The sequence below is a fragment of the Sulfitobacter sp. 1A12157 genome (assembly GCF_043557345.1).
Taxonomy (GTDB): domain Bacteria; phylum Pseudomonadota; class Alphaproteobacteria; order Rhodobacterales; family Rhodobacteraceae; genus Sulfitobacter.
In genome coordinates, this window is record NZ_JBIFFV010000011.1 from 83391 (window position 1) to 104114 (window position 20724).

A 20724-nucleotide genomic window follows, 5' to 3' on the forward strand; every position below is an offset into this window, starting at 1 on the left:
TTGATCAGTAAGTTCTTTGTTGCTGGCCTATTTTCCCTGCTGCCAGTCCTTGCCTTCGCGGAAGCCATTCCGCGCGGTGGCCCCAATGACAGCCGCGTGCGGCTGGCCACCTACCAGGAGGGCCAGGTCTACCGCCTCAATGTCTCGCTGACCCATGTGACCACCATCGAGTTCGGCGAGGGCGAAAGCATCCGCTCGATCATCGCAGGCGACACGGAGGGCTTCGAGATCGACGGTGTACCCGGTGGCCAAGCCTTCGCCATCAAGCCCGTCGCGCGCGGTGTCCATACCAACGTGACCGTCTATACCAACCGCCGCAGCTATTACTTCAACGTCCAGGAGACCCGCAGCCCCACCTTCTACGTGGTCCAGTTCCGCTATCCCGAAGACAATGTACGGGCCACGCGTGCCATCGCAGCGCAAGCGCCGAACTACAATTACGGTGCCAGCGCGCGCACCGAGTTCACCCCGACTCGCGTCTGGGATGATGGGACGTTTACGTACTTCGAATTCCCACGGAATGCGCCGGTGCCTGCGATCTTCCGCTACGCCAATGGCCGTGAGCGGACGGTCAACACGCAAGCCACCGAGGACGGCGTGATCCGGGTTTCAGGCGTGAACCGACAATGGGTGCTGCGGATCGGGGAGGAGGTGGTCTGCATCGAGGCCACACCACCTGCGGGGGTAGGCTCATGAGCGATACTGGAAACGCAGACCTCGAGAAACGCCTCGCTGCTCTAGAACAAGGTAAGGGCGCTGGTTCGCCCCCTGCCCCACGGCGCTCACCGCTGCTCGCTTTGGTCGTCGTCCTCGTGATCGGCGCGGGCGGCGCGTTGCTCTATCTCATGTCCCAACCCGAGGAAGAGGAAGCCCTTCCCACGGCCACGCCGGACGTGTTCCAGAACGAAGGCGACGGGTTCGGCGCCATCGAGACCTTGCCCCCGCCCGAGCCCGAGGTTGTGTTCGTCGCACCCGATCCGGAGGAACCGAACGCCGAGCTTTTGGCGCAACTCGCCGCCCTTCAGGCTCAGATTGAGGAATTGCGCAACGCCCCCGAACCGGTCGTCGAGGAAGACACGGCTGCCGCCGAAGCCATCGATGCGCTGACCGCTCAGATCGCAGCGCTGCAAGCCGCCTCGGAAGCCGCACAGCAACGATTCCAGGACGAACTGACGGCGCGGGATCGCAGCCTTGAGCAACTCCGCATGGATCTGGAACTGGCCCAACTCGAGGCGAGCCGCCCGCTTCCGGCACCCGTCGGTCCTACCGAGGACGAATTGCGCGCGCGGGAGGAAGAACGGCTCCGCCGCGAGGAAGAAGCACGACGGCTCGCGGAACTTGAACGCCGCGCGGCCGAGGAGCGCGCGTTTCAGGAGCGCCGCATCACCTCGCCCACCATCGCCTTTGGCGGCACGTCCGGTGCGAATGAGACGGCGCTGACCGAGCGCACCTTTGGCGAAGTGACGGATTTCGTGCTGAACGGCGCGCTGCCCACTTCGGTGACACAGGCAGAAGTCATCGCCAATCCCTCCAACACGATCATCCAGGGCACCATGATCCAGGCCGTCATGGAAACCGCGCTCGACAGCTCTCTGCCCGGCCAGACCCGGGCCGTTGTTTCCGAAGACGTGTTCAGTTTCGACGGTTCTCGGCTCTTGATCCCGCGTGGGTCCCGCCTCATCGGGCGCTATCGTTCGGGCGTTGATATCGCGCAGCGCCGGGTCACGATCGCTTGGGACCGGATCATTCTGCCCGACAACCAGACCATCCAGATCAGTTCTTTTGGGGGCGATGAATTGGGTCGCTCCGGCGTCACCGGCTTTGTCGACACGCGCTTTGACGAGCGCTTCGGCTCGGCCGCGCTGATTTCACTGATCTCCGCCGCGCCTAGTGCAGCCGCTGCAAATGTGCAGGACGCAACCGCCGCGGATGTGCTCGAAGACGTGGGCGATGATCTTGCCGATGCCACGGACAGTGTGATTGGCGATTACCTCTCGATCGGCCCGGTCATCTATGTCGACCAGGGCGCCCGCGTCACGGTCATGGTCGACCGCGATCTGGAGATATTCTGAACCCATGTCGCTGAGCTATCTTCAAACCTCGCTCGACCGGATCGACGCCGCCGCCCGCGACGATGTCATCGAGATTTGCATCAACCCAGACGGAACCTGCTGGGGCGAGTTCCAGGGCGATCACTTCATGAGAAAGCTGGACCAGAAGCTGACAGCAACCGAAGTGAAGGACCTCGGCAACCAGATCGCGTCCTCTGCCAACACCACGATGAGCAAGGACCGCCCCATCGTCTCGGTCTCGATCACTTACAAGGGCCGTCCGATCCGCGCACAGGTCATCACCCCGCCCGCCGTGTTAACGGCGATGTCGATCAGTCTTCGGTTCTTTTCCAGCTTGCCGCTCGACGGGATCGCACTCGACTTTCTCTATGGCAAAGAACGCAAGCTCGAAGAACTCCGCCTCGAGAAAACCCAGGAACTGCGTGAAGTGGTGGCCGCGGGCGTGATCGGCGATGCGCTGGCCTTTTGCGTCGACAACAAGCTTAACATGATCGTTTCTGGCGGCACCTCCACCGGCAAGACCGTGGCTGCGCGCAAGATCCTCTCGCACGTGCCATCCGAGGAACGCATCGTCACCATCGAGGAAGCCGCCGAGCTTTTACCGACCCAGCCAAATGCCGTGACCCTCATCGCCAATCGCGATGCGGAGTTCCAGACCGCCGATGTGCTGCTCACCGCAACGTTGCGCATGCGCCCCGACCGGATCATCCTGGGCGAGGTGCGAGGCAAGGAGGCCATGACCTTCCTCGAGGCGATCAACACCGGCCATGGTGGGTCCATGACCACCCTTCACGCAGAAACCCCGCAACTGGCCGTGCAGCGGCTGGCGATCGCAGCCCTCAAGACCGAGATCCCGATGACCTATGCCGACATGGTCCAGTACATCGAGAATTCCATCGACGTGATCATCCAGGCCGGTCGCCATGATGGCAAACGCGGGATCACCGAATTCTACCTCCCCGGCAACAATGAGATCGGAGCTTCCCAATGAAAACCTTTGAATACGATATCCTGTCCTTTCCCATGACCCGCAAAACCAGTCTTGCCGACATGCAGGCCAGCCTAAATGTGAAGGGGGCCGAAGGCTGGGAGGTCGTGTCGATCAGCTCCTCGGAATTCGCCAATGTGGGACACACTGTCTTCCTGAAGCGCGAGACCACACCCGCCAGAGCCACGGCATGAGGCAGGCGGGCTGTACCCTCGTACTGGCTGCGCTGGTCCTGGGCCTGACGTCGGCACCCGGCTTCGCTGAGCGCAATCTCGTGCCGACCCTCGAGCGCAGTTTCGACGTCTGTCCAGAACGGCCCGCTGAACCCGTGTGGATGCAGGAGATCCCCCTGCGCCAAGCCTATCAGCGCGTGCTGGTTCAAGACATCTACCGAGCCCAAAATCTTGAACGCATCGTAGAGACTGGCAGCTGCGCTTGCGAGATCCGGTTCCCGTCCTGGGACGATGCCGAGGGGGCGTTTCGTGAGCGCCACGCCAGTGACGAACGCTGGGAAATGCTGCAGGCCTCGGACGCCTACAACCGCCGCGCCAGCGCCGTCCGCCCTGCCGCCAAAGCCATCTGCGAAGCCGCGGGCAATTGGTAAGGCAGCCCCGTCATGAGCGTCGTCACCTATTTCGTTGAAACCTCCCAGGGCTATCTCGACACCGCCGCAGAAACCCAGTTCGGGTCGGTCGCGGCAACGGTCGGCACGCTTCTCGTCCTGGGAACAACGCTCGTGGTGATCCTCGTCTTCCTGAACATGATCTACCAGTACAAGGCGATGGACGGGCGCACGGCCTTCTGGCTCGCGGTCAAGATCGGGTTGATCGGAATACTCGCGACCAACTGGGTGCAGTTCAACGCCCTCTCCTCCGCTATCCTGGCCGGGATCGACAGCATTGCGGGGGCGCTCGTGGCTTCGGTCGGTGGTGGAACTCCTGGCCCTTCTGGAACTTTCGCCGAAGAGTTTGACCGGCTGATCGCGGAACTAGGGGACTATCTCAACGCCGCCGGGTCTGAGCTGAACTGGATGGCCGGCGCCATGCTCGACATTGTCGGGGTCCTCTTGCTCTCGATCCTGGGCGGTTTGGCCGCCTTTATCCTCGTGGCATCCCGCCTGATGATCGCACTTCTGATCGGGATCGCACCGGTGATGATTTTCCTGACCCTCTTCGAGGTCACCAAGGACTATTTCGCGCGCTGGCTGTCGGCACTGGTTTCCTTCGCGCTCTACCCCATCGTCGTGGCCGGCGTGTTCGCGACAATCACGGGTGTCTCCTCCGCACTCATCGGCGAGCTTGGCGACCCGGAAGGGGCCTCAAACATCGGCGCGCTCATCCCCTTCTTCATGATGGTCCTCATGGCGAAGGGCTTCATTATCGCCACGCCGTTCATCGTTCGCGCGATCTCCGGAAACATCATGATGCCCGCCCTCTCCGGTGGTCTCGGCGGCGGCTACAGCTTTGCCCGCGCCGCAATGGGCAGCCAGCAGGCCTACAATCGCTACCTGATCGGTGGGGCAAGCGGTGCGGAATATGCAGCCCTCAGAGCGCGGCAGTTCTTCGGTGTGCAGCAGATGCCTGTTCGGCAAGGGATGGGGCAGACGGGTTCCGCAGGAGGCACAGGATCCGCAGACTCGGGGTCAAAAATGCTGGCGCAGCTGGCAAGACTGGGTCGACTTGGACGCCGGTGACGGCCCAGAGCGGACATTGGTAAAGCCTCTGTCCAATGGCTGCTTCGAGCCCAAACTACCGAATGCTGCAAGGCATCTGAATGTCTGCTTTTATGCGGACAAGTCTATCTGCATATGCGGAAGTGTCCGCCCGGGAATCGAGCCAGATGGCACGCGATTGACTGTCGAGAATCCGAGCCCACGATAGAATGCTTCCGCCTCCGGGTCTGCATCGAGACGAAGAACCTTCAAGCCCTTTTTCCGCGCGAACTCTTCCACGGTGGACCAAAGTAATCGTCCGATGCCACGCCTCTGCCAGCCGGGAGCTATGAAGAACGACCCGATCATGCCAGTGAGTCCGTCTGGATCGACTTCGAGGCTAATGAACCCGCACGGTGTTCCACTATCTGCCACCCAGTATTCGTGGGCGTCGAGTGAGGCGGATGTCACACGCAATTCATCGGCACATGCCGCCATGAAAGCATCGTCGTAACCGTTCGACTGCTTGGATGCCATGGCCAGCATCGTAAGGGCTTCGACGTCGTCGTGTTTTGCCTGTCGAATTGTTACGTCCATAAACGATTTTCCGTAGTTGGAGCCGGGAAAATTGAGGGTCAGTCTATACGTTTAACGGACACTCAGGTCGAGCGGGCGAAAGGCAGAAAAGTCCCGCACTGTGTGATTTGATGCACATCGCAGCGAATGGCGGCTTTCACAAACGCAGGTTTGTGAAACGGATGTAAAATAGGCTCTCAGATAGCGAAGTCGTGCATCTCAGCTCCTGTCTCAATGTAAATTCCGCAAAGGGTGCCAGCGTCAAGGACAAATATTCCTTAACGTAGGATTTGGCACTGAGCCGGAGCAGACCCCCAAGAAGGGGCTCTGCAGACGCTGAGCAACTCGTCGAAAGCAATCCGTTTGAGCTGAATTTTTTAGGGAACGAAGGCTTCGCGGCGAACGTTTACATATTTTAACAAACAGGAAAAGGATATTAATTTCAATTATATAGTTCACCAATAGGATTTTATGTTGATAAGAAAATTTAAGAAGGTTATAGTTGACATCAAGGCTTCGAATGCGAAGCGTCCGAACCGAAAACTGAGTCTGTGGGCTATCGCGGCGCTCATCTTCTGGGCAATCGCACTTTCAAAAGTTTTTGCAGGTCTTGTCTTGTAGTTTTGTGCTCTGCAGCACGTGACTAATTCATTTTCAGAATAGGAGAAAAACACGGTAAGCGGTGTTCCGGTTACACGGTCTAGCAACTGTATCTTCAACTTTCTGGAACGGTCCATTTCTGGCTTGATTTACAGAGGGCGTTGACGATTGTGACGAGCTTTCGAGCGACAGCTGTAATGCTGACCTTGTGTGGCTTTCCTGCGGCCCGCAAACGACCGGCGAAGATTTTCAGGACTGGATTGTGATTGCTGGCGACGAGAGCAGCCTGGAACATGACATGTCGCAGCAGCCGCCGACCGCCTCCAATTGCACGCTTGCCTCGCATCGCCCCGCTGTCATGTGCAATGGGGGCCAAGCCTGTCAGGGCAGCAGCTTGCTCGCCACTGATCTGACCGAGTTCTGGCATTTCTGCAATTAGCATTGTGCTGGCAACTGGGCCGATTCCAGGAACGGAACGCAGGATATCGGCAGTCATGGCAAGGCTCGCATCGGCCGCGATGATATCTTCAATCTGAGCTTCGAGCCCGGCAATTTGCCTGTCGAGCAAGCCTTTGAAGTCTTCGTCCATGGCTGCAAACATCTCGGTTGATCCGAGCTTCCCCTGCGCCTTGATCTGCCCAAGAAGGCGTTTTCGGGTTTTAACCAGCTGCGCCCGCTTAGAGGTCAAGGCTCTGAGAAGACGTAACTTTCCATGTGGGAGGGTTCGCCCGGCATCAGGTCTGAAAGCCACGAAACGCGCAATCAGTTCCGCGTCGATCCGGTCGGTTTTGGCCCGTGTGCCCCTGCTCGGGTCGTTTGCGGGAGAGTGTGAAATCCTACGCTAAGCTGACAGCGGTCGTTCGTGCAGCGCGCGGCGAAGGTCGGCTTCGAGCCCACTTCTACCAATGCTGCGCCCGCGATGAATGGCTGATTGGGATAGAACTGGTCCTGTTTTAGTCGCGGTGAGCTACAGCCCGAGTGATTGCCTCAATTGCGATCTCGCCAATTCTATCGCCTCCCGCTTGGCTCGGATCATAGGACGCAACGGTCAAGCCAAGCGGCTCAGACCGAGCCAGGATCTTATCGAGGCACGCCAGAAGGTCCTTTTCACCAAGCCCGCCGGGTTCGGCATACTCGTTTGCCACACCCTCGGCTGGATCAATGCAATCCATGTCCAGATGAACCAGCACCTTTTGGGAGCTTGTCGGCAACAGCACATCGAGTGCCTCGGCGAACGGTCCTGATCTGTTTGCGCCGCCCTCAACCATAGACACGCCAGCCTCCGAAAGGCGTTCAAGGAGACTAGGTTCCAGATTGCGTGATCCACAGTAGATCAAACGGCGAGGGTCCAAGGGGCTGAACCCCGGAACTGTCTTCGCGAAACGCTGCCAACACTGCCCCGTGAGAGTTGCAGCGCCCATGCTGTCGAGGTAGCCATGCTCAATGTTGTCTGGCGTGTAGAAATCGGTGTGACCGTCAAACCAAATCAACGGTACATCGGGACTTCCGAGACCCGCATATGTGCCGACCTCGGCGTTGCAGTTTCCGGAGAGGACTAGCGGGAAACGACCAGCGCTTATCGCCTCCGAGACAGTAAGTGCCACCCGTCGTTTAACCTCGAATGCCCGCCCCACCTCACCCTCGCATTCAGGTATGTGACCGAGATCGGACACGTGGGTTTCGACGGAGTAGCGCTTTAGGGCCTCTTCCAGACCCATCTCCATCAGGCGGATAGGCCCGGCCCCAACACGATCCTCCCGCACACCGCCGTGATACGGGGCAAGTATAATTTCGACTTTCTTCACACCTCTAAGATGGCATCTGTCTTTTCGATGCTCAACTGCTAGAGCTGCCGTCCGCGCGACCGCAGCGAAATCCCGTTCTGTCCGCACACCGGACACAAACCTCCTGCCAGAATCTGTAGGGCAAAAACGGTCGTTTTCGACCTGTCAGCACTCCGCTAAGCAAAATCAAAGGCTTACTTGTGCCAGAACCCCATGGCGAAACTTTCTAGGTTTTGGCAGGTTTCTGGCCGACCACTCGCAGCCGCGCTTTGCCTTCGCCACTAGAATGCTCAAGGAACACGAAGCTGGAATGGCGATGGCCTAAGTATGCCGCAGGCATGGCCTGTGCATTGCCACGTTCTACAAACTGAAGGTCACGTATGGCGCGATGGTAATTGCCCGTGGCCTCAAACGCAACCTGGACCAGGATGCCGTATCAAGCGTTTGAAGTCGCCCCGCTAGTAAAGAACCTTCGGTCATGCCCCAGGGAGAGGTGTAACTTCTGGTAGCGCCTTTGGTGTCGTCCGCGCCCCTCATGAGGCGCTGTAGGACGTCATCAAAGGCGCGGTAGTCATCGGTGAATTTTCGGTAATGTCGGGTTGCGAACATCAACCTGAACCGAAGGAAGACCCCCGTATTATTCCTTCCAGTTCAAGCACCTCGCTTGGCTGATCCCCGCCTTGCGGCAGATCTGCGTGACCGGCGTGCCTTGCTCGCCCTGGTTCAGGATGAAGGCTTCCTGCGCTTCCGCGAACTTTGATGCTTTCATGCGATTCCGCTCCTTTCCCAGCCAGGAAAACTCCAGCTTCATGCAGTCCATTTTATTGGGGGGGCTGGCTCAATAACCGTCGGTACAATGAAATATCTTACGTCGAAGCCGAAAAGTGGTGTTGGCGAAAATCCTCTACTAGGGGGTGCCAACGAGCGCTTCGGATCACCAGCGTTATGAAGCCTTAAGTTGATTTAGCTTCAATTTTAATTTTACAAGAACGCGTCTATGAGACTATGGTAACACTAATATATTTAGCTTTATTGATCTAAAGGGAGAATTATGCCTCGAGGGCTAAAACCTAGCACTATGAAAGCTGCCCATGGCTTTGAGAAGCTAGTTAAGAATTTTAACTGGCTCATCATATTTTCAGTGATTTTACTCTCTGGGTATATGTTGTACGTAGGTAAATCCTCGGAAGATTTGGTTAACAACTCTCCTAGCACAGTAAGAACCGATGAATAATATAGCACTCATTGCATATACCACTTGCGTAGCCGTACTGTGTAGCACCAACATTATAAATGCCCAAGAAAGCACTGAACCATTTAAGGTGACTGCGTTATCTTGCAAACACAAAGGAAACTTTGTTTTTATAGAAATGGCGAATGAACCACCTGTTCTTGCGGGCGCTCCAAAGGCAATAGTTCAAAAATCAGATGCCGGCTTTGTGTTGCAGTACCAAACAGTCTGGGAAGGCGTGCCACTACTCCAAAATTTCTTTTTTGAACGTCGAGATAGTCAGTGGACCTACATTACCGCCACGGGGGCGCAAGTAGAGAAGGAAAGCTGTGCTGATCTGTCCTCGATTGCCGTGAACCTGCTCGGGATTGTTGATGAATACCGCCACCAATCCATAGCCACTTTGGCTAACCAAGTAACGTCTTTGCAGGCGGAGCTGGAAGACGTCATGGAAACTACGCGTACAGCCAAAGAAGATGCCGCCAAAGCCGCGCTTGATAAAGAGTTTGAAGCGTTAGTGAGGCAGCAAGAAAGCGGCATTTTAATCGGTCATACCGCAGAGATATCTTACCAAATCGGGCCCTCTGGAACCTTGGCTAAGGTGCGCGAATGGGAACCTAACACTAAGCAGTATGTACAGCGGGCCAAGTTTTCTCTCCTAGTTGATAACTATCCGGAGATATACGAGCATAAGCTCAAATTGACGGACACAAGTTTTGAACTTGAGGTGGAAAAAGGAGTTACCTCGTGGCAGGTAACTGAAGCGCTTAGGGCGATTGATGCGCTATCTGGTACAATTGAAGAAACGCCTGAAGAAGGAACCCTCGCACCGAGCAAATATAGGTTCTCGAATGGCACCGACAGGTCTCACCTGGTTTCTATCTTGGAGAAGCACCAAAGGGAGAGGTTAGATCTAGCTTGGTCTGCCCGAACAGAGGACAATCCGGCGTCAAATCCTCAGGATCTTTTAGTTTTAGCGAGTATTATAGAAAAGGAAGCTAGGTCATCCGAGGACTCATACCTGATTTCCAGTGTTTTTTCTAATCGGTTAAGCGAAGATATGCGGCTGCAGAATGATGCTTCTGTGATCTATGGAATTACCAAGGGGAAAGGCCCTCTGGGGAGGAATATAACTCGCTCGGATTTGCGTGAGGAAACACCTTGGAACACTTATATTATTCCTGGCCTCCCCCCGACTCCGATCTCAACCCCGAGCATATCTAGCTTGGCGGCTGCCGCCCAACCGGAAAAAACAGATTATGTTTTTTTTGTTGCTGATGATTCAGGAGGACATACGTTTGCAGCCACGCTTGATAAACATAATGAGAACATTATAAAGTTGATAGAAGTCGAAGAGTAGAGCTTGTAGAATAGTCAAAAATGCTCTTACCTGCGCTTATTGTAAGGGGCATAGTACCGCATTCTCTAACTTGAGCACCTCGGGGTCAGCCAAGTAGCCAGGCAAGAGGGAACTTTTGTGATCATAGAAGCAGCAGACCCAAAGACTGGTAGGGCCGTGAGAATGGAATGTTCTGCTGAATCTGAGAAGGAAATCCGAGACCTGTTGTCTTTTGACTTTTCCGAAGAGTTGCTCAAAAGGCGGATAGGTTCTTTAGACATCTCTGCCGATGCAAAATCCATCATCTTCACGATTGCCAAGACCACGATCAGGGTAGGATCAACGGTCCTCAATATCGGTCGCAAGGTTCTGGATGTTGTCACCTACATTCTTGGTGAGTTCCCTATGGCAAGCACTGGCACAGTATTAGGAGCAGTCTTTAGCTATTTGGTAACATCTATACCGGTTATCGGGTTTGTTTTCGGTCCATTTGTCGGTGCGCTCGCCATTGCCTTGGGCTTTGCGATGGGCGCAATACAAGATCTAGGGAACAAAGCGCTCGAGCGTCGGATACAATCCTCATTCGCCTCTTTCGATGCTTTAAAGCCAAGGACATGATATGAATGAGGCTTGGTTTGAGGATGTCGAAGACGTTGTAAAGGATGAACTAAGATTCAAAGCAATGCTCGGCATCGGAGAGGATGCTTACACATCAACTCGCATCAAAAAAACGGTCTTTGAAGCTTGGGATGTAGCTGGTGTAGCTGCCACAGGTGCGCAGGTAGCCAGCTCGGCCTTTGTTGCACAGAAATTTTTTGCGGCACCAGGTATGCTCGCGGCTCTTGGTATAGGTACGGCAACAACCCCTATTGGTTGGGTAATAGCAGCCAGCGTAGTGACGGGGGGTGCTTGGCTAGGAATAACTCGTTACCTTCAGGACGATGGCAACAAAACGACTGTAATACCTACTTTTATAAACACTCCTGTAGACGTCCTGGGATTGGGTCTATTCGACCTGATGGCTCCTCTGGCTATGAAAGTTGCCGCCATCGATGGCCATGTTCATGAGAGTGAAATCGACGCAATCAAGCGTCACTTTGTGCGGCGTTGGGGGTACTCCGAGCAATTCGTTGATAGTGGAATTGAGTTTGTCAGTGACAAACTGGAGGACTACGACATTAAAACATCGGCAACGACACTTGGGGCCTTTGCTCGGGACAATCCCGATTGCAAAGCGAACCTGATGCTTGCGGACATCAAACTATTTCTTCGTGAAGTAATGGAGGCCGATGGCCGCATAGACGAGCGTGAGGAAATGGCCATTGAACGCGTCGACAAGGTATTCTCTCAAGAAATGCAATTTTCAATATCACGGGCAGTCGCTCCGATCGGCAAAACGGCAACCCAAGCTGCTAGAGGTCTTGGCTCAGGCATTTCATCAGCGATCCGGAAGCCATGGTTGCGTAAGGAATAAGACCTTAGGACCCTATGCGGCGCATACAAAAGATTACGCGTTTCTCTGTCCCAACCCCGACACATGTGCCTTATGCTTTAAAGGTAATGTGGTCCCCTTATCCCCTACGGCGACCACCGTCGGTGATGGTTTCTATCTCAGAAATGGGCACGTGCTTAAGGCTATCCGTGTCCGGTCGAACTGGGGGCCAGTTCAAGGCCCTAGCCCCCACATCCTAGCTGCAATATCCTGTTCTTCCTTGCCAACAGCATCGGCATAGATCGCCGTTGTCGAGAGTTGCGCATGGCCTAGCCAGCGTTGCAGCATGTGGAGAGGGACACCCTGGACGGTTGCATGCACTCCGAACCCATGGCGGAGACCTTTGGGCGACCGATACGGTGCATCTGGGATACCGGCTTCAATCATGACCCTTTTGACGATCTGCCAGACCCGAATACGGCTCAGAGGCCAGATGGGCGCAGCAGCCTTCTTGCGGGACCGTTGAGCTTCGCGGATTCCATGCGCCGTGTTCAGCGTATCTATCAACTCCGCTGGCACAGGGATCGTGCGAAACAGCATCTTCTGCTCGCCAGTCGCATCCTTGCGCTTTTTCAAAGACCGGATCGCGATCGCCCCTCCCGATAGATCGATCCTCGCTGGCGTAATCTCCAAAAGCTCAGATGGCCGACAGCCAGTCCAATGCAGCACTTCGCAGAGCGTCCGATCGCGGGCGGGTTGCCGTCTGGCCGCGGTAAGGAAGGCAGCCCGCTCTTCAGCGTTGAGATACAGCCGATTTCCGGACCTGTCATAGAGGCGCATTTCACTCATATTTAACAGATTACAGGAATTCCGTTAAATAACCAAGTTCAGTTCGGCCCTGGAACAGCATTAAGGGGCAACCGGAGAGAGCAGCCACTTAACAGTATTGGAAATAGTGTTAAGTAAACCTCTGCGTTCCGCATTTCAACCCAGGAGCTTGGCGAGGCTTTTTCGCCATTCGTTCTTAGGTCGCGGAAGTCTGCTTTCACTGTTTTTAAGGTAATGAAATTTCAGATGATTGAGCTTTTATGCAAAGCGCTACAAAGCGATTGGCGGGGTCGCTTAATAAGCGGGGATGAATGATGCCAATCTCGCGGCTGAGCTGCATATCATCTAATTCAATGACATTTGTAGCCCGAAACTGAGACGCATAAATTGCCATCCGTGGCACAATCGCTATGCCGCACTCGTCCGCGACCAAGGACAGGATGGTGGATATATCGTCCAGCTCAACAAAGTCTTTGGGCCGTATTTGATGCATGTTCAGATAGCTTTCGACTTGACGCCCACCAAACGAAATTCGGCTATACCTTACGAACGGCATGGTTCTCAGGGCGAGGGATGGATTTTCCACATTCCAGGACCGAGGTGCGACCATGACAAATGGCTCTGCTTGCAACATCGTCCACTGTAGGGACGCGGGCAGCTCAAAATTGGGCTTGATGATGATCGCCAAATCGAGGCTCCTACTGTCAACCTTGTCCAACAGCTCCAGTGAAATTCCCGGCACCACGGATTGGCGCATTTTGGGAAACTCACTCGCAAACTTCGGCAACACTTCAGGGATCGGGTAAATATGCGCAGAGGCTACGGCCCCGATTTTCAGTGTTCCCTCAGTGTTCGACGGATCATCTGGGTCCGTTAGCGTTTCAGCCAAAGACAGTAGTTTCTGGGCCTTCTCAAAAACTCGAAGGCCCGTCTCATTGAGCGTTGCTGACCTGCCGGTTCGCTCAAACAGCTCATGCCCCAGCTTGTCCTCAAGGCGCTTCATTTGGCCGCTCACAGCTGATTGTGTAAGTCCCATGACATCGCCTGCTGCTGCAAAGGTTCCAAGGCGCGCGACGGCAAGAAAGGTTCTAAGTTCGGGTATCATTCATCATTTTTCATGTAGCTGAGATGAAAAATATATCGTTTTTCATGAATAATAAAAGGCGCTACTGGACCATTAGGTTAAACCAAGGAGCGATCATGACCCAGCAAACAATACCGCCCTTCCATCTCGCCTTCCCGGTCGATGATCTTGAGGCCGCAAGACATTTTTACAAAGACCTTCTCGGGTGCAGCGAAGGGCGTTCTGCAAACACTTGGGTGGATTTCAACTTTCGCGGCCATCAGATCGTCGCGCACTACGCACCTGATGAACTTTCGGCTGCTAAAACCGGTGAAGTTGATGGGCACAATGTTCCCGTTCGCCACGCCGGTATCATCATGGACATGGAGGATTGGCTTGCGACGGCAAAACGACTGGAGAATGGAGGAATTGAGTTTGTGATCAAGCCCTACATCCGTTTCGAGGGCGAGCCAGGCGAACAAGCGACGATGTTCTTCAACGACCCTGCAGGAAATGCAATTGAGTTGAAGGCATTCAAAAACATCGATCAGCTCTTCGCGACGTGATCCATTCCCAATCAGCGGTCACTCATGCATCACTCAGCATTGGTAACTCTGGGCTCGTGGCGGTCGTTAGCTGCAACGAGCACTGGAGTCTGCTGAGCGGACAAACCCGCCTTTTGCTGACGCCGCTATTGCTGACGCAGAAACCCTTTGCAGGCGCGGCACGCTATTTGTCGCGCCGCAGAAGATTTCCCGTTTCCGGTCATTCATCACTGCAAAATTTGGTAAAATCCAAATCACACTTTCGCGGCAAACGGATCTGACCGTGGATGCGGTAAAGATCGCCAATCAGCAGTTGCTCAGCGTTCTGCTGCGCCACGGCCTTCGATATGAAAGCGGGAAATACTGGACGCAGCGCCACCGCCGCTGGCTCGCAGAACTGCCCGTTTCCGCTTTGCCCATCAGCAGTTGGTCTTTGAGGAACTCAAGCGTGCCGTTGACCAAGCCGAGGAACGGGTTGCAACTCTGGATCAAGCGATAGAAACGGCTATTTCTGGTTGGCATTTCGCGCCGGTGGTTGACGCCCTGTGCGCCTTGCGCGGCGTGAACACAACCATCGCCGCAACCGTGGTGGCCGAGATCGGCGATATCACAAGGTTCGAAAATCCACGCCAGTTGATGTCGTGGTTGGGGCTCGTGCCGAGCGAACATTCCAGTGGAAGCACGTTCAGGAGGGGACGATTGACCAAGGCGGGGAACGCTCTGGCGCGCACCATGTTGGTTGAGGCTGGATGGTCCCATCGCCATCCGCCCAAAGAAGGGCAACGGTATCCGAAGCGTTCGGCTCACCTGCAACAGCAGATCAAGGATATCAGCTGGAAAGCTCAGACAAGGCTTTGCAAACGGTATCTCTCCTTCCCGCCGATGCGCAGGTCACGGGATGATCCGTCTCGCAAACATTATGGGCCGTTCAATCGTTCTTTCGGAAAAGGGCGGCACCGGCAATACCGGTGCCGCCAGTCGGCCGTCCACAGGGAGGTTGTAGAGGACGAATTCTACAGGGAAATTTGTGAACATGCCGGAAATCAGCGTAGGTATCCCAGCGGGTCGACTTTCTCGCGCAGCAAGCGAAGCTCATCTCGCGTGGGCGCCAAGGTCACTTCGATTTTTGGGTGGACACCAAGGTCAAAGGCAGTGTTTTCGACGACTTCTTCGACCGAGCTGTGTGGATGCACTGATCTAATCCGCATGCGCAAGCTGTCCTGATCAAAATCCATTGTTGCCAAGGGCGAAACGCATAGGTGTGGTCCGCCTTTCAGACCAGCCGCGGCAAAGCTCTCAGGACCGTCCAAATAGCCGGGAGAAGTGATGAAATCCACTCGTTCCACGAAATTCCGGCGGGAGTGAACCGTCGGGCAGATATAGAACCGCTTTGACTGACCCGCATATGAAATATTCGCGGCACCAGGCCCGCGCATTTTCGGCTCGTGAAGCGTGCCCCCGATGTGGTGAAGATTGATATTGCCGTGCGCATCAATCTGCAAACCGTTGTGAAAGAAGAAGTCCAGACCGCGATGGGAATGCCCAAAAAGCTCCAGAAATGTCTCGGCCGCTTCGCAGGCGCCCAGGGCCCGGTCATCCAACATCGACGGCCAGAGTTGCGTGGGATTCGGGTTGACGAACATTTCCCCCGCGATTTGTAGGTCGGGCGCGTGAGTTAGCCGTGCCAACAATATCGCCGCCATCGGGATCGCCGCCGCAGCGCCAGCGGCGCCCAGTTCGCCGTTCTTCAGTTCACGCGACAACAGAACCGCCTGAAGTTCCTGAATGGAATAATCGCTCATAGGTTTCTGGCCTCTTCTTCCAATGCGGGCAGACGCGTATCGGGGAGGCGCGAAAGGTAGTCCCGCTGCGATGCGCAGCCTGACACGTCTTGCTCAAGAAACATGCGCAGCCCCTCCGGCGCGCCCTTGCGGGCAGCTTCCGCCAGATCGGCATAGGCGTCGATATAGGCCTCATCGATGCTGTAATGCGGGAAACTGCCGCTGGGATGGGCCGCGTAGGGCAGTTCCACGATGGCATCGACATAGATGTTGGGCACCGAGGTTTCACGAGGCCGCGACAGGATATCATCGGGTGCCACGATACGGTCCACGCTGGCAATCACGAAATCCGAGGCCCGCGCGATCATCTGGTCGGCATAGGTCATCGTACTCAGATGCCGCAAATTGCCGTAGATATCGCCTTCCTGCGCATGGATCAGCGCCAGTTTGGGGCGCAGGGCCCGTGTCGCGAAAAGCGTCTCACCGGTAAAGGGGCAGGTGATATGCGCCACCAGCGGGTTGTGCTTTGGCACATCCGATCCTTTCCAGGCGGCGACCGGCTGAAACGGCACCCCGTTGGCCGAGGCCAGGTAGCCGCCAACCACTGAAAGCGCGTCGACGCAATGGGCGCGGATCCGCCCCTCTTCCACCGCATGGCGGAAGCTTGGGCACATGCGCTCTTCCAGTGTCACGGCGGGGCAGTAGGTTTCGGCGACACAACCGGCTGCGATCAGAAGGTCGACATCAAAGCCGGATCCAGGCGACGAGCTGACCTTGAGGTCTTTGAAGCCCGCCTTGATGACTTCACGCACCAGCGCTGTCGGGCGCCCCTGTTTGAACAGTCCGCCAATCGCCAGAAGATCGCCATCGCTCAACTGCGCACGCAGGCATGCGCCTATCTCATTTTCAGCGATTTGTTTGGTATAACGTTCAGACATCCTTTTCCCCCGCCGAGAACACAGTTGCGTCGAAAATCCACGCGCCCTGTCCGGCGGCGCCGACGCCCACCGGGTTAATTTCCAGCCCAGCGAAATCCGGCGAAAGCTTGCCGCCAAGGTCAGCCAGCTTTTCGATCAGGCCGGTCAGGGCTTCGATATCAAGCGCTGCTTTGCCCCGCGCGCCGCGCAGGATTTTGCCGATCTTGCAATCATCGATCATGTTGGTGATTTCGCCCCGCGACAGGGGCAGAAGACGGGTGGTGACGTCCTTGAACACCTCGGTATAGATGCCGCCGCTGCCAAGGGTCAGGCTAGGGCCGAATTCCCGGTCATAGCTGACCGAAACAAAAACCTCTGCCTCGGCCCGAAGCGTTTCGGCAAGGATGAACCCCCTAAGGTCCAGCCTGTGCGCCCCGGCGCTGCGCTGCATCTCGTCCAGCACGGCGGTCAAGGCAGGTTCATCTGCCACGCCTACTGCAACGAGGCCGTATTCCGATTTATGCACGACCCCTTCGGCGATCCCCTTGACGGTGACCGGATAGCCCACGACCCTTGCCTGCGCCAGGGCGGTGTCTCGGTTACTTGCGATGACGAAGGTCTCTTTCGGGAATGGAATGCCCAGATCCTGCAACCGCTTTTTGCTGCTGGCCTCATCAAGGCTGTGCAGGCCGCTCTGTCCCAGCTGAGGATAGGACAACGGCAGCGGCCCGGCGTCGAGGATCGAACTGGGCCGGTCCTGACACTTGAGATACGCCGCCTTGCCGTTCAGCGCCGCGACAGCGGTGTCGATGCGGGTGAACACGGTTTTCCCGGCTACGCGAAGGTCACGCAGCGCTTCGGCATTGTAGATATCAGAAGGCCAGAGTGCGACGATGGGTTTGCCGGTTTCCGCCTCGACACGGCTGATCGCATCAACACTGTCCTGTGCCCAGGTCGGAACAACGGGGGTATTGGCAACGGCCACGGCTTCAAACGCGGGATCGGAAGCAAATGAACCAAGGCATTGCGCAAAGCCGCCCTGTTCTCGGAACGGGCTGCCGCCGACATCCACCGGATTCTTTGGCTTAAGAAAATCAGGTAGATATTGCTGCAATTGCTGCGAGACAGCTGCACTGGGGTTGGGCAGGTCCACGTCCCCGGCATGCGCCAGGGCATCCGCAAGGCAGCCGCCAAGACCGCCCGAAACCGTCAGAACCCCAACCGAGCGGCCGCCACCGGCATGGGCAAGATAATGGGCGACCGGAAGCAGGTCTTCGATATTCTTGACATCCGTAAGCCCCAGTTGTCGCGCGGCGGCCTCATAGGTGCTGCGCGCGCCCAGCAGCGCGCCGGTATGGCCAGCAGCGGCAGCGGCGCCCGTGTCCGAACGACCCGCTTTGTAGATCGCAATCGGCTTGCCCGATGCAAAGGCACGGCGGGCGGCGGCGACAATGCGCTTGGGGTGGCGGAACGCCTCGACATAAAGGGCAATGCTGCGCGTTTCGGGATCATCGATCAGGAAATCCACGCAATCGGCAATATCGGTGACCGCCTCGTTGCCGGTGGAGATCAGATAACTCATGCCAATCTGGTCGCGCTCGGCAACATCCATCAGCAGGCTGCCCAGGGCGCCGCTTTGCACGACAACGCCAATATCGCCCCTGGGGGCGCTGTGGGTTGCAAGGCGACTGGTGGAGCTGAGCGCGGTATCCCGGCCGAAATTGATCAGGCCGGTGGTGTTCGGTCCCAGCATCACGGCACCATGATCGCGCAGCATCCCGACGAGGCGCTCTTGCAGAGCGGCGCCTTCGGCTCCGGCTTCTGAGAAACCCGCGCTGATCGTGACGAAGGCCCGGACGCCCATGTCCAGCGCCTGCTGAACCGTGTCGGGCACCTGCGCGGCAGGGATCGACAGGACCACGCATTCGGGTGCCGTCGGCAGATCCGCCAGAGATGTCACCGAGGTTATGCCATGCAAGGTGATCGGTGAGCGGGTGACCATGTCGATTCGGCCCCTGAAGCCGTGTTTGACAAGATGTTCCAAAACGGCGCGCCCGCCCACTTGAAACGTTGTGTCCTTGCCCGACACCCCGACAATAGCAACGGACGTTGGTGAAAATAGTTGGGTGATGCTCATCTTGGCGCCATGGTCCTCTTTCAAACTGCACGGATATGGGCGTCGCCCATCCTGCCCGCGCTGCCTCCTGACTTCGGGCCACCCCTGCACGGGTGCCGACCCATCTCGGCCTTGCTATATCGAAGTCGAAATTGGACTGTGAAATTTTTGATTAGTGGTTTCGCATAGTGGGTTGTTTTGCGAAACCTCGTCACTATGCGGTTCGCACCGGCATTTGAATGGATATTCCCGCACACAGCGCCATAGCTGGGGATATGTGGACTGACAATCAGTTGCGGCCCTATTGATGCAGTTCACCCGCAACATCACAAAGTCATATCACAATGCAAATCGACCGCCATCGCACCGCGCCTCAATCGGCCTGTCTTGCAGGATTATTCCTGGTAGCAACCGCCTGCGTCTTTGTTGCGGACGAATGGACGCAGGCCATCGAACTGGAATGGCTGACGGCCGCCCTGGCCATCTTGGTCGCCCTGACCCTGGCCCTTCGCTCGCAAACCAAAGAACGATTGTTTCTTGCGGTGGCGCTTGTCCTTACGGGGATCGCCTTGGCAACATTGCCCGATGCCCTGGCACGCATTCTGCGCGCTCTGCAAACTGCGGGTTTTATCGCGGCGATCTTTACGGCACTGGCGACCCTGCGTGCGGTGGCCGAAAGCTCACCCGCCATCCAACGGTCAGGCCAATATCTGGTGGCGCAACCGCCAGGGCGAAGGTATCTTGCTCTTACGCTGGGCGGGCATGCATTTACTCTGATCTTGAACTATGGATCGATCGTCTTGCTGGGAAGCATGGCGATGGCGCGTGACGACGCCAATCAGGATCCGCGCATTTGCGCGCTACGCACCAAGCGCATGCTATCGGCGGTTCAGCGGGGATTTGTCGCGGCGGTGATCTGGTCGCCGTTATCCCTGTCGGTGGCAATCACGCTGACACTGCTACCCGAGGTGCATTGGATCGATATCGCCTTTCCCTGCCTTGTTTCGTCCTTTCTTTTGTTCGTTTGCGGCTGGGAACTTGATTCCCGTATCCGCCCGCCTGTCAGAACTCAGGCCCCTTCCCGGACTGCGGCGGTAGGTGGTTGGCGTGCGCTGGCCCCGCTTGGCCTGTTGCTTTGCCTGCTTGGCACGCTTCTAAGCGGGCTGCATGCCCTGACCGGTATCCGAACAATCGGACTGGTTGTCGGGGTGGTGCCCTGTATCGCTGCGGTCTGGCTTTGGCGTATCACCCGCGATCCAGATAACGGGCTGGACTTCGGGGCGCGGGCAAAAGCCTATCTCACGCAGGACTTACCCGGATTGAGCAAAGAGATCTTGCTGCTGATGTCGGCGGGATATATCGGCAATATCGGCGCCCCGATCATCGCCCCATTACTGGCCGCCGCCGGAGTTGATCCTTCGGGGTTGACCGGCTGGGTCGTGCTTTTGATACTGATCTGGGCGCTGCCCCTGGCGGGACAATTCGGAATGAACCCGATCCTGTCCTTTTCGCTGATTGCACCGTTGCTGCCATCCGCTGAGTCCTTGGGCGTATCCGCAGCCGCCATCGCCGCGGCGGCGCTGGCCGGGTTCGCTCTGAGCGGCGCAAGTTCGCCCTTCACGGCAACCAACCTGTTGACCGGGGCGTTGGGCAAAGTCTCGGCGTTCGAGGTCGGCGTCAGATGGAGCGGCCCCTACACATTGCTGGCAGGGGCCATGATCTCGGTTTGGATCGGGGTATACGCGTTCCTACTTTAGGTGGTTCAGACCCTGTCGGAATCCTTCCCGTCATAGAATCGGCT

At 56.6% G+C, this 20724-nt stretch carries 20 protein-coding genes and 3 pseudogenes; 13 read left to right on the plus strand and 10 right to left on the minus strand.

Features of this window, described 5'->3' with window-relative positions; genetic code table 11:
* From ACGYLC_RS16675 to ACGYLC_RS16700, 6 genes are read left to right on the plus strand one after another with little or no spacing between them, the layout of a single operon-like run.
* Positions 1 to 696, plus strand: a complete 696-nt coding sequence (locus tag ACGYLC_RS16675) for a TrbG/VirB9 family P-type conjugative transfer protein (RefSeq protein ID WP_394424018.1) — start codon at positions 1 to 3, stop codon at positions 694 to 696.
* Complete coding sequence (locus tag ACGYLC_RS16680) at positions 693 to 2072, plus strand: TrbI/VirB10 family protein (RefSeq protein WP_394424019.1); 1380 nt, start codon at positions 693 to 695, stop codon at positions 2070 to 2072. The genes ACGYLC_RS16675 and ACGYLC_RS16680 overlap by 4 nt, the downstream gene beginning before the upstream one ends.
* A 4-nt stretch (positions 2073 to 2076) precedes the next feature.
* Positions 2077 to 3063 (plus strand): ATPase, T2SS/T4P/T4SS family, encoded by a 987-nt coding sequence (locus tag ACGYLC_RS16685; RefSeq protein ID WP_394424021.1) that lies wholly within the window; start codon positions 2077 to 2079, stop codon positions 3061 to 3063.
* The gene (locus ACGYLC_RS16690) at positions 3060 to 3254 is read left to right on the plus strand and encodes a hypothetical protein (RefSeq protein ID WP_009807516.1); all 195 of its coding nucleotides are present in this window, start codon (positions 3060 to 3062) and stop codon (positions 3252 to 3254) included. Before ACGYLC_RS16685 ends, ACGYLC_RS16690 begins: the two co-directional genes overlap by 4 nt.
* Complete coding sequence (locus ACGYLC_RS16695; protein ID WP_009807517.1) at positions 3251 to 3664, plus strand: hypothetical protein; 414 nt, start codon at positions 3251 to 3253, stop codon at positions 3662 to 3664. The genes ACGYLC_RS16690 and ACGYLC_RS16695 overlap by 4 nt, the downstream gene beginning before the upstream one ends.
* A gap of 12 nt (positions 3665 to 3676) precedes the next feature.
* Positions 3677 to 4753 (plus strand): type IV secretion system protein, encoded by a 1077-nt coding sequence (locus tag ACGYLC_RS16700; RefSeq protein ID WP_394424024.1) that lies wholly within the window; start codon positions 3677 to 3679, stop codon positions 4751 to 4753.
* A 90-nt stretch (positions 4754 to 4843) separates the two neighbouring features.
* Here ACGYLC_RS16700 and ACGYLC_RS16705 read toward each other — a convergent pair whose 3' ends face one another.
* From ACGYLC_RS16705 to ACGYLC_RS16725, 5 genes and pseudogenes are all read right to left on the minus strand, one after another.
* Positions 4844 to 5308: a GNAT family N-acetyltransferase gene (locus tag ACGYLC_RS16705; protein WP_348154122.1), complete on the minus strand. Its 465-nt coding sequence runs from the start codon at positions 5306 to 5308 to the stop codon at positions 4844 to 4846.
* 694 nt (positions 5309 to 6002) lie between these two features.
* The gene (locus ACGYLC_RS16710; RefSeq protein ID WP_394376310.1) at positions 6003 to 6476 is read right to left on the minus strand and encodes a transposase; all 474 of its coding nucleotides are present in this window, start codon (positions 6474 to 6476) and stop codon (positions 6003 to 6005) included.
* Positions 6477 to 6524: 48 nt separating this feature from the next.
* Positions 6525 to 6722 (minus strand): annotated as a pseudogene (locus ACGYLC_RS16715) (transposase); the annotation flags it as partial.
* Positions 6723 to 6840: 118 nt separating this feature from the next.
* A complete protein-coding gene (locus ACGYLC_RS16720) occupies positions 6841 to 7692 on the minus strand; it encodes an arginase family protein (RefSeq protein WP_157835928.1) in 852 nt (283 codons plus the stop codon).
* A gap of 619 nt (positions 7693 to 8311) precedes the next feature.
* Positions 8312 to 8440 (minus strand): annotated as a pseudogene (locus tag ACGYLC_RS16725) (transposase); the annotation flags it as partial.
* A gap of 457 nt (positions 8441 to 8897) precedes the next feature.
* Between ACGYLC_RS16725 and mltG the strand changes: the two are divergent.
* The 3 genes from mltG (at position 8898) to ACGYLC_RS16740 (ending at position 11715) form a co-directional block, all read left to right on the plus strand.
* The gene (gene mltG / locus ACGYLC_RS16730) at positions 8898 to 10262 is read left to right on the plus strand and encodes an endolytic transglycosylase MltG (protein ID WP_394424025.1); all 1365 of its coding nucleotides are present in this window, start codon (positions 8898 to 8900) and stop codon (positions 10260 to 10262) included.
* 162 nt (positions 10263 to 10424) lie between these two features.
* The gene (locus ACGYLC_RS16735; RefSeq protein WP_394424026.1) at positions 10425 to 10859 is read left to right on the plus strand and encodes a hypothetical protein; all 435 of its coding nucleotides are present in this window, start codon (positions 10425 to 10427) and stop codon (positions 10857 to 10859) included.
* A gap of 1 nt (position 10860) precedes the next feature.
* Entirely contained in the window at positions 10861 to 11715 is an 855-nt protein-coding gene (locus tag ACGYLC_RS16740; RefSeq protein WP_394424027.1) for a TerB family tellurite resistance protein, read from the plus strand.
* 192 nt (positions 11716 to 11907) lie between these two features.
* Here ACGYLC_RS16740 and ACGYLC_RS16745 read toward each other — a convergent pair whose 3' ends face one another.
* Positions 11908 to 12513, minus strand: coding sequence for a tyrosine-type recombinase/integrase (locus ACGYLC_RS16745; RefSeq protein ID WP_394424028.1), 606 nt, complete (start codon positions 12511 to 12513; stop codon positions 11908 to 11910).
* A 214-nt stretch (positions 12514 to 12727) separates the two neighbouring features.
* Positions 12728 to 13606 (minus strand): LysR substrate-binding domain-containing protein, encoded by an 879-nt coding sequence (locus ACGYLC_RS16750; protein ID WP_394424030.1) that lies wholly within the window; start codon positions 13604 to 13606, stop codon positions 12728 to 12730.
* Positions 13607 to 13701: 95 nt separating this feature from the next.
* On the opposite strand from ACGYLC_RS16750, the gene ACGYLC_RS16755 reads away from it, so the two are divergent.
* From ACGYLC_RS16755 to ACGYLC_RS16765, 3 genes and pseudogenes are all read left to right on the plus strand, one after another.
* Positions 13702 to 14130: a VOC family protein gene (locus ACGYLC_RS16755; RefSeq protein WP_394424031.1), complete on the plus strand. Its 429-nt coding sequence runs from the start codon at positions 13702 to 13704 to the stop codon at positions 14128 to 14130.
* Positions 14131 to 14392: 262 nt separating this feature from the next.
* Positions 14393 to 14608, plus strand: a complete 216-nt coding sequence (locus tag ACGYLC_RS16760) for a hypothetical protein (protein WP_394424071.1) — start codon at positions 14393 to 14395, stop codon at positions 14606 to 14608.
* A gap of 32 nt (positions 14609 to 14640) precedes the next feature.
* A pseudogene (locus ACGYLC_RS16765) lies at positions 14641 to 14859 on the plus strand (transposase); the annotation flags it as partial.
* A gap of 293 nt (positions 14860 to 15152) precedes the next feature.
* Here ACGYLC_RS16765 and ACGYLC_RS16770 read toward each other — a convergent pair.
* Genes ACGYLC_RS16770 through ACGYLC_RS16780 form a run of 3 tightly spaced genes read right to left on the minus strand, consistent with a single transcriptional unit; the run spans position 15153 to position 19034 of the window.
* Positions 15153 to 15911: a CoA-transferase gene (locus ACGYLC_RS16770; RefSeq protein WP_394424033.1), complete on the minus strand. Its 759-nt coding sequence runs from the start codon at positions 15909 to 15911 to the stop codon at positions 15153 to 15155.
* A complete protein-coding gene (locus ACGYLC_RS16775) occupies positions 15908 to 16828 on the minus strand; it encodes a CoA transferase subunit A (RefSeq protein WP_394424034.1) in 921 nt (306 codons plus the stop codon). Before ACGYLC_RS16775 ends, ACGYLC_RS16770 begins: the two co-directional genes overlap by 4 nt.
* Positions 16821 to 19034 (minus strand): acetate--CoA ligase family protein, encoded by a 2214-nt coding sequence (locus ACGYLC_RS16780; RefSeq protein ID WP_394424036.1) that lies wholly within the window; start codon positions 19032 to 19034, stop codon positions 16821 to 16823. The genes ACGYLC_RS16775 and ACGYLC_RS16780 overlap by 8 nt, the downstream gene beginning before the upstream one ends.
* A 233-nt stretch (positions 19035 to 19267) precedes the next feature.
* Here ACGYLC_RS16780 and ACGYLC_RS16785 point away from each other — a divergent pair, with 233 nt between their 5' ends.
* Complete coding sequence (locus ACGYLC_RS16785) at positions 19268 to 20680, plus strand: hypothetical protein (RefSeq protein WP_394424038.1); 1413 nt, start codon at positions 19268 to 19270, stop codon at positions 20678 to 20680.
* Positions 20681 to 20724: the final 44 nt, after the last annotated feature.

Coding starts and splice junctions, on each gene's coding strand:
- ACGYLC_RS16680 (WP_394424019.1), top strand. CDS start 693: ATGAGCGATACTGGAAACGCAGACCTCGAGAAACGCCTCGCTGCTCTA.
- ACGYLC_RS16685 (WP_394424021.1), top strand. CDS start 2,077: ATGTCGCTGAGCTATCTTCAAACCTCGCTCGACCGGATCGACGCCGCC.
- ACGYLC_RS16690 (WP_009807516.1), top strand. CDS start 3,060: ATGAAAACCTTTGAATACGATATCCTGTCCTTTCCCATGACCCGCAAA.
- ACGYLC_RS16695 (WP_009807517.1), top strand. CDS start 3,251: ATGAGGCAGGCGGGCTGTACCCTCGTACTGGCTGCGCTGGTCCTGGGC.
- ACGYLC_RS16700 (WP_394424024.1), top strand. CDS start 3,677: ATGAGCGTCGTCACCTATTTCGTTGAAACCTCCCAGGGCTATCTCGAC.
- ACGYLC_RS16705 (WP_348154122.1), bottom strand. CDS start 5,308: ATGGACGTAACAATTCGACAGGCAAAACACGACGACGTCGAAGCCCTT.
- ACGYLC_RS16710 (WP_394376310.1), bottom strand. CDS start 6,476: ATGGACGAAGACTTCAAAGGCTTGCTCGACAGGCAAATTGCCGGGCTC.
- mltG (WP_394424025.1), top strand. CDS start 8,898: ATGAATAATATAGCACTCATTGCATATACCACTTGCGTAGCCGTACTG.
- ACGYLC_RS16735 (WP_394424026.1), top strand. CDS start 10,425: ATGGAATGTTCTGCTGAATCTGAGAAGGAAATCCGAGACCTGTTGTCT.
- ACGYLC_RS16740 (WP_394424027.1), top strand. CDS start 10,861: ATGAATGAGGCTTGGTTTGAGGATGTCGAAGACGTTGTAAAGGATGAA.
- ACGYLC_RS16745 (WP_394424028.1), bottom strand. CDS start 12,513: ATGCGCCTCTATGACAGGTCCGGAAATCGGCTGTATCTCAACGCTGAA.
- ACGYLC_RS16750 (WP_394424030.1), bottom strand. CDS start 13,606: ATGATACCCGAACTTAGAACCTTTCTTGCCGTCGCGCGCCTTGGAACC.
- ACGYLC_RS16755 (WP_394424031.1), top strand. CDS start 13,702: ATGACCCAGCAAACAATACCGCCCTTCCATCTCGCCTTCCCGGTCGAT.
- ACGYLC_RS16770 (WP_394424033.1), bottom strand. CDS start 15,911: ATGAGCGATTATTCCATTCAGGAACTTCAGGCGGTTCTGTTGTCGCGT.
- ACGYLC_RS16775 (WP_394424034.1), bottom strand. CDS start 16,828: ATGTCTGAACGTTATACCAAACAAATCGCTGAAAATGAGATAGGCGCA.
- ACGYLC_RS16785 (WP_394424038.1), top strand. CDS start 19,268: ATGCAAATCGACCGCCATCGCACCGCGCCTCAATCGGCCTGTCTTGCA.